Origin of the sequence: Rhizobium sp. BR 315 (genome assembly GCF_050577975.1) — a bacterium.
Taxonomy (GTDB): Bacteria; Pseudomonadota; Alphaproteobacteria; order Rhizobiales; family Rhizobiaceae; genus Rhizobium; species Rhizobium miluonense.
The window spans coordinates 38319-52281 of the sequence record NZ_JARWKZ010000045.1 but is presented as its reverse complement, the minus strand read 5'-3'; the positions used below and the strand labels follow the sequence as shown (position 1 = coordinate 52281).

General features: G+C 61.0%; 12 protein-coding genes and 1 pseudogene. 8 read left to right on the top strand and 5 right to left on the bottom strand.

The window, feature by feature from the left end:
* A pseudogene (locus tag QD409_RS28240) lies at window positions 1-144 on the top strand (IS5/IS1182 family transposase); the annotation flags it as partial.
* Window positions 145-294: 150 nt separating this feature from the next.
* On the opposite strand, the gene QD409_RS28235 reads toward QD409_RS28240, so the two are convergent.
* Window positions 295-1137, bottom strand: a complete 843-nt coding sequence (locus tag QD409_RS28235; RefSeq protein WP_430764239.1) for an oxidoreductase — start codon at window positions 1135-1137, stop codon at window positions 295-297.
* A 123-nt stretch (window positions 1138-1260) separates the two neighbouring features.
* Between QD409_RS28235 and QD409_RS28230 the strand changes: the two genes are divergently transcribed.
* A complete protein-coding gene (locus tag QD409_RS28230) occupies window positions 1261-2160 on the top strand; it encodes a LysR family transcriptional regulator (protein WP_430764238.1) in 900 nt (299 codons plus the stop codon).
* Window positions 2161-2171: 11 nt separating this feature from the next.
* On the opposite strand, the gene QD409_RS28225 is transcribed toward QD409_RS28230, so the two are convergent.
* Both QD409_RS28225 and QD409_RS28220 read right to left on the bottom strand, forming a co-directional pair.
* Window positions 2172-2765, bottom strand: coding sequence for a glutathione S-transferase (locus QD409_RS28225; RefSeq protein ID WP_430764237.1), 594 nt, complete (start codon window positions 2763-2765; stop codon window positions 2172-2174).
* A gap of 33 nt (window positions 2766-2798) precedes the next feature.
* Entirely contained in the window at window positions 2799-3650 is an 852-nt protein-coding gene (locus tag QD409_RS28220; protein WP_430764236.1) for a 23S rRNA (adenine(2030)-N(6))-methyltransferase RlmJ, read from the bottom strand.
* An 81-nt stretch (window positions 3651-3731) separates the two neighbouring features.
* On the opposite strand from QD409_RS28220, the gene QD409_RS28215 reads away from it, so the two are divergent.
* The 3 genes from QD409_RS28215 to QD409_RS28205 all read left to right on the top strand — a co-directional run bounded on the left by QD409_RS28215 (window position 3732) and on the right by QD409_RS28205 (window position 7763).
* The gene (locus QD409_RS28215) at window positions 3732-5855 is read left to right on the top strand and encodes a molybdopterin-containing oxidoreductase family protein (RefSeq protein WP_430764235.1); all 2124 of its coding nucleotides are present in this window, start codon (window positions 3732-3734) and stop codon (window positions 5853-5855) included.
* Window positions 5852-6445, top strand: coding sequence for an NUDIX domain-containing protein (locus QD409_RS28210; protein WP_430764234.1), 594 nt, complete (start codon window positions 5852-5854; stop codon window positions 6443-6445). The genes QD409_RS28215 and QD409_RS28210 overlap by 4 nt, the downstream gene beginning before the upstream one ends.
* 148 nt (window positions 6446-6593) lie before the next feature.
* Entirely contained in the window at window positions 6594-7763 is a 1170-nt protein-coding gene (locus QD409_RS28205) for an alpha-D-ribose 1-methylphosphonate 5-triphosphate diphosphatase (RefSeq protein WP_430764233.1), read from the top strand.
* A gap of 106 nt (window positions 7764-7869) precedes the next feature.
* Here the strand turns inward: QD409_RS28205 and purN are convergent, their stop codons facing one another.
* Window positions 7870-8541 (bottom strand): phosphoribosylglycinamide formyltransferase, encoded by a 672-nt coding sequence (gene purN / locus QD409_RS28200; protein ID WP_430764232.1) that lies wholly within the window; start codon window positions 8539-8541, stop codon window positions 7870-7872.
* A complete protein-coding gene (purM, locus tag QD409_RS28195) occupies window positions 8538-9611 on the bottom strand; it encodes a phosphoribosylformylglycinamidine cyclo-ligase (RefSeq protein WP_430764231.1) in 1074 nt (357 codons plus the stop codon). The genes purN and purM overlap by 4 nt, the downstream gene beginning before the upstream one ends.
* A 222-nt stretch (window positions 9612-9833) precedes the next feature.
* Between purM and QD409_RS28190 the strand changes: the two genes are divergently transcribed.
* The 3 genes from QD409_RS28190 to QD409_RS28180 all read left to right on the top strand — a co-directional run bounded on the left by QD409_RS28190 (window position 9834) and on the right by QD409_RS28180 (window position 13958).
* Complete coding sequence (locus QD409_RS28190) at window positions 9834-10964, top strand: AI-2E family transporter (RefSeq protein WP_092852245.1); 1131 nt, start codon at window positions 9834-9836, stop codon at window positions 10962-10964.
* Between the two features lie 2 nt (window positions 10965-10966).
* Window positions 10967-11680, top strand: coding sequence for a DnaA regulatory inactivator HdaA (gene hdaA / locus QD409_RS28185; RefSeq protein WP_430764230.1), 714 nt, complete (start codon window positions 10967-10969; stop codon window positions 11678-11680).
* Window positions 11681-11756: 76 nt separating this feature from the next.
* Window positions 11757-13958: an RNA degradosome polyphosphate kinase gene (locus QD409_RS28180; protein ID WP_092852249.1), complete on the top strand. Its 2202-nt coding sequence runs from the start codon at window positions 11757-11759 to the stop codon at window positions 13956-13958.
* The last annotated feature ends 5 nt before the right edge of the window (window positions 13959-13963 follow it).

The following is a 13963-nucleotide window of genomic DNA, read 5'->3' as shown; positions in this document are numbered from 1 at the left end:
GCCAAGCAACTCCACGGTCACCGATACGCCCGCTTCCGAAGTCTCGTGTGCGTCAGATGCCAGTGCCTGCTGGCTGCCGCCGCCCAGAACATCAAGAAGATCGCAATGGCCCTCACAAAGGCGCCAAAGCCAAGCATGGCCTGAGCAGATCAGGCCGTTTCAACAAAATCGAAACGCCACCTTCTCAAAAGCATCAATCCGCAAACACAAAACCCGCCGAAAATATCGACGGGTTTGTCAGCGGTCTGACGGCCGGGGTTTCGCCCCGGCTTTTTTGTTTTCTGCTTCTGAATATTATGCGGCGTCCTTTGGGAAGTCCGTCGATACGGCCAGTTCGCGCCAGTCGGCCAGCTCCTTGGCGACATATTCATTCTTGGCCTCGATCGCGCCGACTGTGTCGGAGCCGAAAGGCATGCGCAGCGGCGGGTTGGCCGAATGTGCAAGCGTGATCGTCGACTTCGCAAGCCGTGCCGGATCGCCGGGCTGGCGGTGGTTGTGACCGGCAGCGAAATCGCGCATCGCTCCGGCCGGCGTGTCCCTGTAGTCGGCAATCGAGCTTGGGCTGACGGCGAGCGAACTTTCGTCAAGGAAGTCGGTCCGGAAGAAGCCGGGTTCGACGACCGTGACCTTGATGCCGAGCGGCTGAAGTTCAACCGCCATTGCCTCGGACAGACCTTCGATCGCGAACTTTGTCGAGCAATAGACGCCCCAACCGGCAAAGCTCTGATAGCCACCGACCGAGGACATGTTGATCACATGGCCTGAGCGCTGCCGGCGCATATGCGGCAGGATAGCGCGGGTCACCTTCAGCAGGCCGAAGACGTTGGTCGCATAGAGCTTCTCGATTTCCTCGGCGGTTGCCTCCTCCACCGCACCCAGCAGCCCGTATCCGGCATTGTTGACGAGGATATCGATCTTGCCGAAGCGCTTGACGGCTTCCGCAGCAGCTTCATGGGCCTGCGTCTCGTTCGAAACGTCGAGGGCGACGGGCAGGAGGTTCGGGTGATTGCCGAATTTCTCCGCCAGGCCGGCGGGATTGCGAGCCGTAGCGACAACACCGTCGCCGGCGGCGAGGGCTTCCTGGGCGATAAGGGCGCCGAAGCCTCGGGATGCACCCGTAATGAACCAAACGCGCATGACTTGCTCCTTCGTGAGTTTGCAATTCCGTGGGTGGAATTCGCTTGCAGGAGAAAGGTAGCTTGATGGCATCGTTGAGATAATCTACTTTGTCTTCCATGAAGTAATGAGAAAATCTCATCAATGCGACGCATCCGTTCCACCGATCTGGCGATCTTCCTGGCGATTGCCCAACACCGCAGCTTTCGCAAGGCGGCGGTGGAGCTCGGCGTGACGGCGTCTGCGCTCAGCCATTCGTTGCGTGCGATCGAGGAACGGTTGGACGTGCGGCTGGTCAACCGCACCACGCGTGGCGTCGGATTGACGGAGGCTGGCGAGCGCCTGTTCGACCGCATTCGCCCGGCTTTCCTCGATATCGATGACGCGCTGGAGGATCTCGATAAATTCCGCGACCAACCCTACGGCAAACTGCGCATCAACGCCCCGCGCGCCGCCAAGAAGGTGCTGCTGCCGATCGTGTCAAAGTTCTTGAGCGCTTATCCCGCCGTCGAAATGGAGGTTGTGGTGGACGATGCGCTGGTGGACACGGTCTCCGGCGGTTTTGACGCTGGCATAAGGTTCGGCGAAAGCATCGCCGCCGACATGATTGCCATCGCCATCGGCCCCCGTCAGCGGACGGCGATCGTCGGCTCGCCCGAACATTTTCAGCGTTTCCCTAAACCGGTCACGCCCCACAATCTGAAGGATCACCCCTGCATCCGCTACCGTTTTCCGAGCGGCACCTACTATCGCTGGGAGTTCGAACGTGGAGGTATCGAGCTGGAGATCGAGGTACAGGGGCCGCTGACGCTCGGCGATCTCGACATGATGTTCGACGCCGCGGTTAACGGCTCAGGTCTTGCTTTCCTGTTTGAGGATTACGCGCTGCCGGCTTTGGAGGACGGCCGACTGATCCGCGTGCTGGAGGATTGGTGCCCGTATTACCCCGGCTTCTTCCTCTATTATCCGAGCCGCCGGCAGTTGCCGACAGCCTTGCGCGCCTTCGTCGATTTCGTGAAGAGCGGCGATATCAAACAAAGCTAAGCCGGGTGGCGTCAGACCTGCGGCTTCATCGCCGGATAATCCGGGAAGTGCTTCTCGAACTTGTGGGCCCAGTCGATCAATCCTGTATAGTCCGCTTCCCACTGCCCTTCGAAGCGGAGCTGCAGATAGCCGATGAGGGCAGCAAGCGCGAAATGGCCGGCATGCAGCTTCTTGCCGATCTTCGGCGGTTCGGCATCGAGATGGGTGAGGGCGCGGCGGACCTTCGTCCACTGCCGGTCGATCCAGGGCTGGTGCTGCTTTTCCATCTCGCGAAAGCGGCGCTCATAGACGATCGACAGGAGGCATTCGTTGGTGCCGTCGCAGAGTGCTTCCAGAACTTCGATTTCGGTGCGCTTCCCCTTCTTCGAAGGATAGAGCCCGCCTTCCTGCCGGTCGAAATAATGCATGATAGCGCGGCTATCGAAAATGGCTTCGCCTTCGCCGGTCAGCAATGTCGGGATCTTGCCGAGAGGATTGTTGTCGATGAGAAGCGTCGGCCCGGCATTGGTGTCGACGTGGATTTCCTCCAGTTTGATGCCGAGATGGCGCGCCGCCATGCGCACCTTGCTGGAAAAGGGGGAGGTGGGCGAGCAAAGAAGTCTCATGGAATCACCTGTGAGATATGTGCTTGAAAAATCTCAATGTTCGCCGCGCAACCAGAAGGCGCGCTGCGAGGCGAAGCGGTCCTGCGCCAGCATGTCCTTTAAGGCAGGCAGCAGCGCATGCAGCTCGTCTTTTAGCGTGAAGGGCGGGTTGACGATGATGAGGCCGGAGCCGGTAAGTCCTGTGAAACCGCGATCGCTTTTAACGTTGAGCTCGGCACACAGCATCTTCGGAATTTCCAGCGCCTGCAACGCCTCGTGAAACGGCTTGATCGGCGCATCCTTCTTGATCGGATACCAGAGGCAATAGGTGCCGCCGGGGAACCGGCGCCAGGCTTTCGCCAGGCCGTCGACCAGCCGCTCATATTCGCCTTCCTCTTCGAAAGGCGGGTCGACAAGTACGATGCCGCGCTTTTCCTTCGGCGGCAGATGTGCCCCGAGCGCCAGCCAGCCGTCCAGCTCGGTAATGCGCGCGTGGTGGTCGCCCTCGAACAGTCGGTGAAGCCGCTGAAAATCGTCCGGATGCAGTTCCATGGCCGAAAGCCGGTCCTGCGGGCGAAACAGCATGCGAGCAAGCTTCGGCGAGCCGGGATAGAGCCTGAGGCCACCTTCAGGGTTCAGCTCGCGGATGGCGGCAAGATAAGGCTCCAGCAGATCGGCCACCTGCGGCACAAGGTCCGCCTCCAGCAGCCGGCCGATTCCGTCCCGCCACTCGCCCGTCTTCTGGGCTTCCTCGGACGAGAGATCGTAAAGCCCGATGCCGGCATGGGTGTCGAGAACGCGGAACGCCTTGTCCTTGTTCTGCATGTAGCGGACGAGCCGGGCGAGGATCGCGTGTTTCAAGACATCGGCGAAATTGCCCGCGTGATAGATGTGCCGATAGTTCATTGTCGGTGAAGTCCGCATGAATTGTTGAGATGGGCCGGATTATCGCTAGTGGCCGGTCACTGCTTGAAATATACAAACCTCATGAACATTGCGACCCCCATTCAAGCCAAATCGCGCATAGGCTACACGGCCTGTCCGCACGACTGTCCCTCCACCTGCGCGCTGGAGGTCGATCTGACGGATGAAGGCAAGATCGGCCGGGTCCGCGGTGCCAACGACCATTCTTATACCTCGGGCGTCATCTGCGCCAAGGTCGCTCGCTATGCCGAGCGACTCTATCACCCCGATCGCCTGATGAAGCCTCTGCGCCGTGCCGGCGCCAAGGGCGAAGGGCGGTGGCAGGAGCTTTCCTGGGACGAAGCGCTTGATGAGATTGCCGAAGCCTTCGTCAAGGCTGAAGCCAAAGACGGCAGCGAGGCGATCTGGCCGTATTTCTACGCCGGCACGATGGGCTGGGTGCAGCGCGATTCCATCGAGCGCCTCCGCCATGCCAAGCGCTATTCCGGCTTCTTCTCATCGATCTGCACCAATCCGGCCTGGACCGGTTTCACCATGGCGACGGGCGTGCTGCGCGGTCCCGATCCGCGGGAAATGAGCCGCACGGATTGTGTCGTTATCTGGGGCACGAATGCGGTCGCGACACAGGTCAACGTCATGACCCATGCAATCAAGTCCCGCAAGGAACGCGGTGCCAAGATCGTCGTCGTCGATATCTATGACAACCCGACGATGAAGCAGGCCGACATGGCCCTGATCGTCAAGCCGGGCACCGATGCAGCACTTGCCTGCGCCGTCATGCACGTCGCCTTCCGCGACGGCTATGCCGACCGCGCCTACATGGCAAAGTATGCCGACGACCCCAACGGCCTCGAAGAGCATCTGAAGTCGAAGACCCCGGCATGGGCGGCTGATATCACCGGCCTTTCGGTGGATGAGATCGAAGCGTTCGCCAAGCTCGTGGGGGAGACCAAGAAGACCTACTTCCGTCTTGGCTACGGCTTCACCCGCCAGCGCAACGGCGCGATCGCCATGCATGCGGCGGCGTCGATCGCCACCGTTCTCGGCTCCTGGCAATACGAGGGTGGCGGCGCCTTTCATTCGAACAGCGATATCTTCCGCATGGACGCGAGCGAACTGACTGGTCGCGCCATGAAGGATCATGACGTCCGCATGATCGATCAGTCGCAGATCGGCCGCGCCTTGACCGGCGATGCCGTGGCGCTCCGCCATCGCGGCCCGGTCACGGCCATGCTGATCCAGAACACCAATCCGGTGAACATCGCGCCGGAACAGCGGCTGGTGAAGCGTGGCTTCGCCCGCTCCGATCTCTTCGTCGCCGTGCACGAACAGTTCATGACCGATACGGCCGACATGGCCGATATCGTCATCCCCGCCACCATGTTCGTCGAACATGACGACATCTATCGCGCTGGCGGCCAGAACCACATTCTCCTCGGCCCGAAACTGGTGGAACCGCCGCCAACCGTGCGTAGCAATCTCTTCGTCATTGAGGAACTGGCCAAGCGCCTTGGCGTAGCGGATCGTCCCGGCTTCGGCTTCTCGGCGCGCGAGATGATCGACCGGGTTTTGTCGAAGAGCGGTCTGCCGGATTACGATTATTTCCTCGAACACAAATGGTTCGACCGTCAGCCCGATTTTGACGATGCCCATTTCATCAATGGCTTCGGCCATCCTGACGGCAAGTTCCGGTTCCGCCCGGATTGGTCCAACCAGCCGGCGCCGAATCGTCCACCTGCCTCGGTCGGCTTGCTTGGGCCGCATGTCGAGCTGCCGGAATTTCCGGACCAGGTCGACGTGATCGAGGTGGCCGATCCCGAGCATCCGTTCCGGCTTGCGACCTCGCCATCGCGCAACTTCCTGAATTCGAGCTTTTCGGAGACCAAGACCTCGCGGCAGAAGGAAGGTCGCCCCGAAGTGATGATCAATCCGGCCGATGCGGAGGCGCTTGATATTGCCGATGGCGAACTCGTTTGTATTGGCAACATCAGAGGCGACATCCGCATTCATGCGCGCGTGACGACGGACGTGAAGCCGGGCGTGTTGATCGCCGAGGGCCTGTGGCCGAACAAGGCCCATGTCGACGGTGAGGGCATCAACGTACTTACCGGCGCCGATCCGGTCGCGCCGTATGGCGGCGCGGCTGTCCACGACAACAAAGTATGGCTCCGCAAGGATGTTGCATGAGTAAATTCGAAAAGGCGAAAGCCGAAATCGTCAGTGAAAAGACGCTGGCGGATCAATGGACGCGGCTGAGCAGCTTCGATCTCGACTATACGGATTCGCACGGCGAGAAGCATCGCCTGAAGCGCGAGATCTATCATCGCACGCCGGCCGCCTGCATTCTGCTTTATGATCCCAAGCGTGAAACGGTGGTGCTCGTTCGGCAGTTCCGTCTGCCGGCCCAGCTTGTCGGCGAGCCGGCCTGGATGATCGAAGTGCCCGCTGGCCTGCTCGATGGCGACGATCCGGATGCAGCCATCCGCCGCGAGGCCATGGAAGAGACCGGTTTCCGCGTGCGCGATGTCCGCTTCCTCTTCAAGGCGATGACCTCACCGGGCTCCATCACCGAGATCATCCATTTCTTCGCTGCCGTGATCGACACGTCCGATCGCGTTGCCGATGGCGGCGGGCTCGCGGAGGAGCATGAGGATATCGAGGTTCTGGAAGTTCGGCTGTCCGACGCGATGGCGATGATCGAGAGCGGTGATATCTATGACGCCAAGACGATCATGCTGCTGCAATGGGCAGTTCTGAACAGGGCCAGCCTGAAGTAGCTCCTTCAACCGTCGGGAAGCGGGATGAGGCTATCTTTCAAGCTTTCATCACAATGTCACGAATCGAGCTTACCGGGGCGTGCTGGCTGAAAACATTCGAATGTTTCCGAGCCTTCTCAATCATTGACGCTGTTTCAGGAGAAAGCCGATGTGGCTCAGCAATTTCACGCTCGTTCTTCCCAATGAAGTCGTCGAAAATGGCGCGGTACGCGTCGAGGACGGCGTGATTGCCGAAATCCGCTCGGAGCCGGTCGAGCAGCCGACCTTCGACGGCGGCGGCCGCTTGCTGATGCCAGGCTTCGTCGACCTGCACTGCGATATGATCGAGCGCGAAATCGCGCCGCGGCCGAATGCGATGATGCCGATCGATTTCGGCATTCACGAGCTCGACAAGAAGCTGGCGGCGGCTGGCGTCACCACCGCCTTCGCGGCGCTCTCCTTTGCGACTGAAAGCGTCTACGGTCACGTCCGTTCGCTCGAAACCACCTCGGCTGTCATCCGCGGCATCGGCGGCCTGCACAACGAGCTGCTGATCGACCATCGTGTCCACGCCCGCTACGAAATCACCAATCTGGGTGCTGCTCCCACTCTGGAGCGGCTGCTGGAGGAGGGCTCCGTCGACATGGTGTCCCTGACCGACCACACGCCGGGGCAGGGACAATACAACGATATCGAAAGCTATATCCGTAGCATGTCGGAGCGCCGGTCTATGTCGCGCGAGGCCGCCGAGGAAGTTGTCGCAAACCGCATCGCGCAGCGCCAGGATCCGGAGATCGAGCGCAAGCTGCATGACGTCGTCGGGCTTGCGCTGAAGCACAAGCTGTCGCTGGCATCGCATGACGACGACAGCGCCGAAAAGGTGGCGGCGATGCACGATCTCGGTGTGACGATCAGCGAGTTTCCAGTCACCGGACCGGCTGCTGAAGAAGCCTGCCGCCGTGGTCTCTGGACCCTGATGGGGGCACCGAACGCGCTGCGCGGCCAGTCGATGTCCGGCAATCTCAGCGCCCTGGATGCGGCCCGCGCCGGCCTGCTCGGCATTATCGCGGCCGATTATCACCCGGCTGCCTTTGTGCCGGCGATCTTCAAGATCGCCGATGTTGCCAGCGGTGGCTTGCCGGCGGCAGTCGCGATGGCAAGCTCGAACGCGGCCCGCTCGGCCGGCCTGATGGATCGCGGCGAAATCGCTGTCGGTCAGCTTGCCGATCTGGTCGCGGTCGAACCCGGTTCGGTTCACCGTATTCGCGCAACCTTCCGCGGCGGCCGTATCGTCTATAGCGACGGCACGCTGCATCCGCTGATGACCATGGCAGCTTGAAAGCCAGAGCATTTCCAGGAAAAGTGCGCAGCGGTTTTCCGTCCGGAATGCGTAAGAAAACAAGAAGATAGAGCGCATTTTCGATTCAATGAAAAGCGAAAGCGCTCTAGCTTGCGTCACCGAGTAGTGACATGACCTGCCGTCCATGGGCGGCAGGCGTGCTGGCAAGGCTCACGGCCTTGCCGTCTTTCATCCTGACCTTGCCTTCTGCCACCAGCCGCAACGATTGCGGATAGAGCTGATGCTCGATCGTGAGGACGCGAGCGGCGAGGCTATCGGCGGTATCGCCTGTTAGTACGGGCACGGCGGCCTGGCCGACAACCGGGCCTTCATCCATGCCTTCGGTGACGAAATGCACGGTGCAGCCGGCTATACGCATGCCGGCGTCGATCGCGCGCTGATGCGTGTGCAGGCCGGGGAAAAGCGGCAGCAGCGACGGATGGATATTGATGATCCGCCCTTCATAGCGCTGGATGAAGCGGCCGGAGAGTAGCCGCATATAGCCCGCGAGGCAGATGACGTCGGGCGACAAGGCTTCCAGCTGCGAAAGGATCGCCTCTTCATGGGCTTCCTTGCTGGCGAAATCCTTGCGCACGAAAGCGAAGGTGGCAATGCCTTCTGCGGCGGCCTTTGCCAGTCCGCCGGCATCCGCCTTGTCGGAGATGACGCCCACGATCTCGGCCGGATAGTCGCCAGCCGCCGTCGCCTTCAGCAGAGCCAGCATATTGGAGCCGCCGCCGGAGATGAAGACGACGACGCGTTTGCGCGGCGTGGTCATAGAGCCAGCGTGCCCTTGTAGACGGTGCCTGGAGCGCCTTCTGCGCGAGCGACCATGCGGCCGAGCGTAACCACCGCTTCGCCTTCGGCCTCAAGCGCAGCTTTGACGGCCTCGACGTTTTCAGCCGCGACGACGACGATCATGCCGACGCCGCAATTGAAGGTGCGCAGCATTTCCTTGGCCTCGACGCCGCCGACCTTTGCAAGCCACGAGAAGACCGGCGGCACCTTGACGGCCGCAAGGTCGATTTCAGCGGCCAGATGCTTCGGCAGCACGCGCGGAATGTTTTCCGGGAAGCCGCCGCCGGTGATGTGGGCGAGCGCCTTGAGGGCATGCGTTTCGCGGATGGCCTTGAGCAGCGGCTTCACATAGATGCGCGTCGGCGTCAGCAGCGCTTCGCCAAGCGCCTTGCCTTCTGCGAAAGGAGCCGGCGCATCCCAGCCAAGGCCCGAAAGCTCGACGATCTTGCGCACCAGCGAAAAGCCGTTGGAATGCACGCCGGAGGAAGCGAGGCCGAGAATGATATCGCCCTCGGCAATATCGCCTGACGGCAGCAGCTGGCCGCGCTCGGCGGCACCGACGGCAAAGCCCGCCAGATCGTAATCGCCGTGGGAGTACATGCCCGGCATTTCCGCGGTCTCGCCGCCGATCAGCGCGCAGCCTGCATCGCGGCAGCCGGCAGCAATGCCGCCGACGATCGCCGCGCCCTGRTCGGGATCRAGCTTGCCGGTGGCGAAGTAATCGAGGAAGAACAGCGGCTCKGCGCCTTGGACGACAAGATCGTTGACGCACATGGCGACCAGGTCGATGCCGACGGTGTCATGATAGTTCGCGTCGATCGCGATCTTCAACTTCGTACCGACGCCGTCATTGGCGGCAACCAGCACCGGATCGGTAAAGCCTGCAGCCTTGAGGTCGAAGAGGCCGCCAAAGCCGCCGATCTCGCCGTCAGCACCGGGTCGGCGCGTCGAACGGACGGCAGGCTTGATCTTTTCGACCAGCAGGTTGCCGGCGTCGATGTCGACGCCCGCGTCGCTATAGGTCAGACCGTTTTTTCCAGACTGGCTCATGCTTCCGCCTCCGATGGCAGCCTGTCCGTCGCGACAGGGCTTTGATCGGGTCGCCATTGCATGATAGGGGCCTTTATGCAAGGCGCAAGCGCCGCAAACCCCTCGATTTTCCCCGCTTCCCATTGCCTGATGCAGATTTCCGGCCTCAGGCTTGACCATAATTGCGGCATCATCCTATGTCCTAAGCACACGGCAAACGGGCGCGAAGCAACGGGGAAGATGATGGAGCAAAAGGTCAGCGGAGCGAGCCTCAAGCGTCAAGTCACGTTCTGGGCGATCGTGCTCGTCGCCTTCGTCTCCTTTGTTTATATCTTCAGCACGATCCTGCTGCCGTTCATCGCCGGCATGGCGGTTGCCTATTTTCTCGATCCGGTCGCCGACCGGCTGGAGCGGATCGGCCTTAACCGCCTGATGGCGACGGTGGTGATCCTCGTATCCTTCGTGCTCATCTTCGCGCTGGCGCTGACGATCTTCATCCCGATCATCGTCAACCAGTTCAACGATTTCATTCAGCACATACCGACCTATGTGCAGCAAGCGCAGCAGCTGGTCGCCAAGGCGCAGACGATGGTGCTGCCGGACTGGATCCGCAATCAGCTCGGAGCCATCAAGGACAACTTCTCCAGCATCATGTCGGATGGGCTGAGCTTCGTCGGTGGGCTCTTCGCGCAGATCTGGAGTTCCGGAAAGGCGCTCGCCAACATCATCTCTCTCATGGTCGTCACGCCCGTCGTCGCATTCTACATGTTGCTCGATTGGGACCGGATGATCTCCAAGGTCGACGACTGGATCCCGCGCGACCATGTCGCCACCGTCCGCCAGATTGCTCGCGAGATCGATCAGGCGATTGCTGGCTTCATCCGGGGGCAGGGCTCGCTCTGCATCATTCTCGGCGTCTACTACGGTGTCGGCCTCTCGCTGGTCGGCCTGAATTTCGGTCTGCTGATCGGCCTCTTTGCCGGCATGATCAGCTTCATTCCCTATGTCGGTTCGATGGTCGGCCTCGTTCTGGCCGTCGGCGTAGCGCTCGTTCAGTTCTGGCCCGATTACCTGTGGGTCGGCCTGACGCTTGTCGTCTTCTTCACCGGCCAGTTCCTGGAAGGCAATGTGCTGCAGCCGAAACTCGTCGGCGAAAGCGTCGGCCTGCATCCGGTCTGGCTGATGTTCGCGCTTTTCGCCTTCGGCGCCCTCTTCGGCTTCGTCGGGCTGCTGATCGCGGTTCCGGCCGCCGCCGCCTGCGGCGTCCTTGTCCGCTTCGCCCTTTCGCGGTACCTTCAGAGCGATCTCTATCATGGACGCTCGGAAGCTGGCCGGGCGCGCAGAGCCAAGGCCGGCAAACCCGAGAATAGCTAGACATGACCGACGCAAAGAATGCTGATTTGAGGCGCAGGGCCGCCGAACAGCTACCCTTGGCCTTTACGCACGACCCCGCAAGCGGTCGCGACGACCTGCTCGTCGCGGATCCGCTGAGCGCGGCCGTGAGGATTGTCGATTCCTGGCCGCGATGGCCGTCGCCGGTCGTCATTCTGGCGGGTCCCGTCGGCTCGGGAAAATCGCATCTCGCCAGCATCTGGAGCGAGAGATGCGACGCGACATCAATTCATCCCGTGGCAGGCTCCAATGCTGCCGTTATTGCGGCGGACGGTCCGGTCATTTTCGAGGATGTGGATCGCCTGGGTTTTGACGATACCGAGCTCTTCCACGTCATCAACAGCGTCCGCGAGAATGGCACCAGCCTGCTGATGACGACGCGTCTCTGGCCGATGTCCTGGCCGGTCGCGCTTCCCGATCTGCGCTCTCGTCTGAAAGCGGCAACGGTCGTCGAGATCGGAGAACCCGACGAGGAACTGCTGTCGCAGATCATCGTAAAGCTCTTCGCCGACCGCCAGCTTTATATCGATGACAAACTCGTTCTTTATATCGTCAATCGGATGGAGCGTTCCATGAATGCGGCGCAGCTGATCGTCGACCGTTTGGACCGGCTGGCGCTGGCGCGAGGCACGAGGATCACGCGCGTATTGGCCGCTGAAGTCTTGAATGAGCTGGGCAATTCCGGTCAGCCGGATTGAGTTGATGCCGAACTGTCACAGTTCCGTCGTCAAACTGATATACGTGGCACAAGATTAAAAAGAGGGTAGGTGGAACATGGACTCGGCACTCACGGAACATCAGGATGCCAACCAGCAGGCCCCGGAGGCAGCACCTCCCATCAGCGAATTGCTGACCAGCCCCGAGCGCTTCATCAACCGCGAATTTTCCTGGCTGCAGTTCAATCGCCGCGTCCTCGAGGAGACGCTGAACACCGCCCATCCTCTGCTTGAGCGGGTGCGCTTTCTGTCTATCTCCGCCGCTAACCTCGATGAATTCTTCATGGTGCGTGTCGCCGGCCTCGAAGGCCAGGTCCGCCAGAAGATCCTGGTGCGCACGCCCGACGGCAAGACGCCCGCCGAGCAGCTCGACGATATCCTGCGCGAGATCGACAATCTGCAGATGGAGCAGCAGGCCTCGCTTGCCGTCCTGCAGCAATATCTCGCCAAGGAAGATATTCTGATCGTCCGCCCGGCCGCGCTTTCCGACATGGACCGGCAATGGCTCCACACCGAGTTCGAACAGGCGATCTTCCCGGTCCTGACGCCGCTGTCCATCGACCCGGCGCATCCGTTCCCCTTCATCCCGAACCTCGGCTTCTCCATTGCGCTGCAGCTGAAGAGCATGAACGGCCGCGAGCCGATGACGGCGCTGCTCCGCCTGCCGCCGGCGCTCGACCGCTTCGTCCGCCTGCCGGACGCCAGCAACGTCATCCGCTACATCACGCTTGAAGACGTCGTGAACATCTTCATTCACCGGCTCTATCCCGGGTACGAGGTGCAGGGCTCTGGTACGTTCCGCATCATCCGCGACAGCGATATTGAAGTCGAGGAAGAGGCCGAGGATCTGGTGCGCTTCTTCGAAACCGCATTGAAGCGCCGCCGCCGCGGCTCGGTGATCCGCATCGAGACCGATTCCGAAATGCCGCTCGAACTGCGTCAGTTCGTGGTGGAATCGCTGAACGTGCCGGGCAACCGTATCGCGGTTCTGCCGGGTCTGCTCGCCCTCAATACGCTCTCCGAGATCTGCAAGGCCCCGCGCGACGATCTTCGTTTCGAGCCCTACAATGCGCGATTTCCTGAACGCGTCCGCGAGCATGCCGGCGATTGCTTCGCCGCCATCCGCGAAAAGGACATGGTGGTCCACCACCCCTACGAATCCTTCGACGTGGTGGTCCAGTTCCTTCTCCAGGCTGCGCGCGATCCTGACGTTCTGGCGATAAAGCAGACGCTCTATCGTACCTCGAACGACAGCCCGATCGTGCGCGCCCTGATCGATGCGGCCGATCTCGGCAAGTCGGTTACGGCCCTGGTGGAACTCAAGGCCCGCTTCGATGAAGAGGCAAACATCCGCTGGGCGCGCGATCTGGAGCGTGCCGGCGTGCAAGTCGTGTTCGGCTTCATCGAACTCAAGACCCATTCGAAGATGTCGATGATCGTGCGCCGCGAGGACGGCAAGCTGCGCACCTATTGCCACCTCGGCACCGGCAACTACCATCCGGTCACCGCGAAGATTTATACCGACCTTTCCTATTTTACCTGCGATCCGAAGATCGCCCACGACATGGCAAACATCTTCAATTTCATCACCGGCTACGGCGAGCCGGAACATGACATGAAGATTGCGGTTTCGCCTTACACGCTTCGCAGCCGCATCCTCGAGCATATCGAGGGTGAGATCGAGCATGCCAAGAGCGGCCAGCCGGCGGCGATCTGGATGAAGATGAATTCGCTCGTCGATCCCGATATCATCGACGCGCTCTATCGCGCCAGCAATGCGGGCGTCGAGATCGACCTCGTCGTGCGCGGCATCTGCTGCCTGCGTCCGCAGGTGCCCGGTCTTTCCGAGAAAATCCGCGTCAAGTCGATCATCGGCCGCTTCCTCGAGCACAGCCGCATCTTCTGTTTCGGCAACGGTCAGGGTCTGCCGTCGGAGAAGGCGCTGGTCTATATCGGCTCGGCCGACATGATGCCCAGAAACCTCGACCGCCGCGTTGAAACCCTCGTGCCGCTGACCAACAAGACGGTGCACGAACAGGTGCTTTCACAGATCATGCTGGGCAATATTATTGACAATCAACAGAGCTACGAGATATTGCCGGACGGTACTTCAAGGCGCATGGAAGTGCGCCAGGGAAAAGAGCCATTCAATGCGCAGCAGTATTTCATGACCAACCCCAGCCTGTCGGGCCGCGGTGAAGCCTTGAAATCCAGTGCGCCGAAACTGATCGCTGGGCTGTTGTCGGGCCGCAACAAATAAACTGG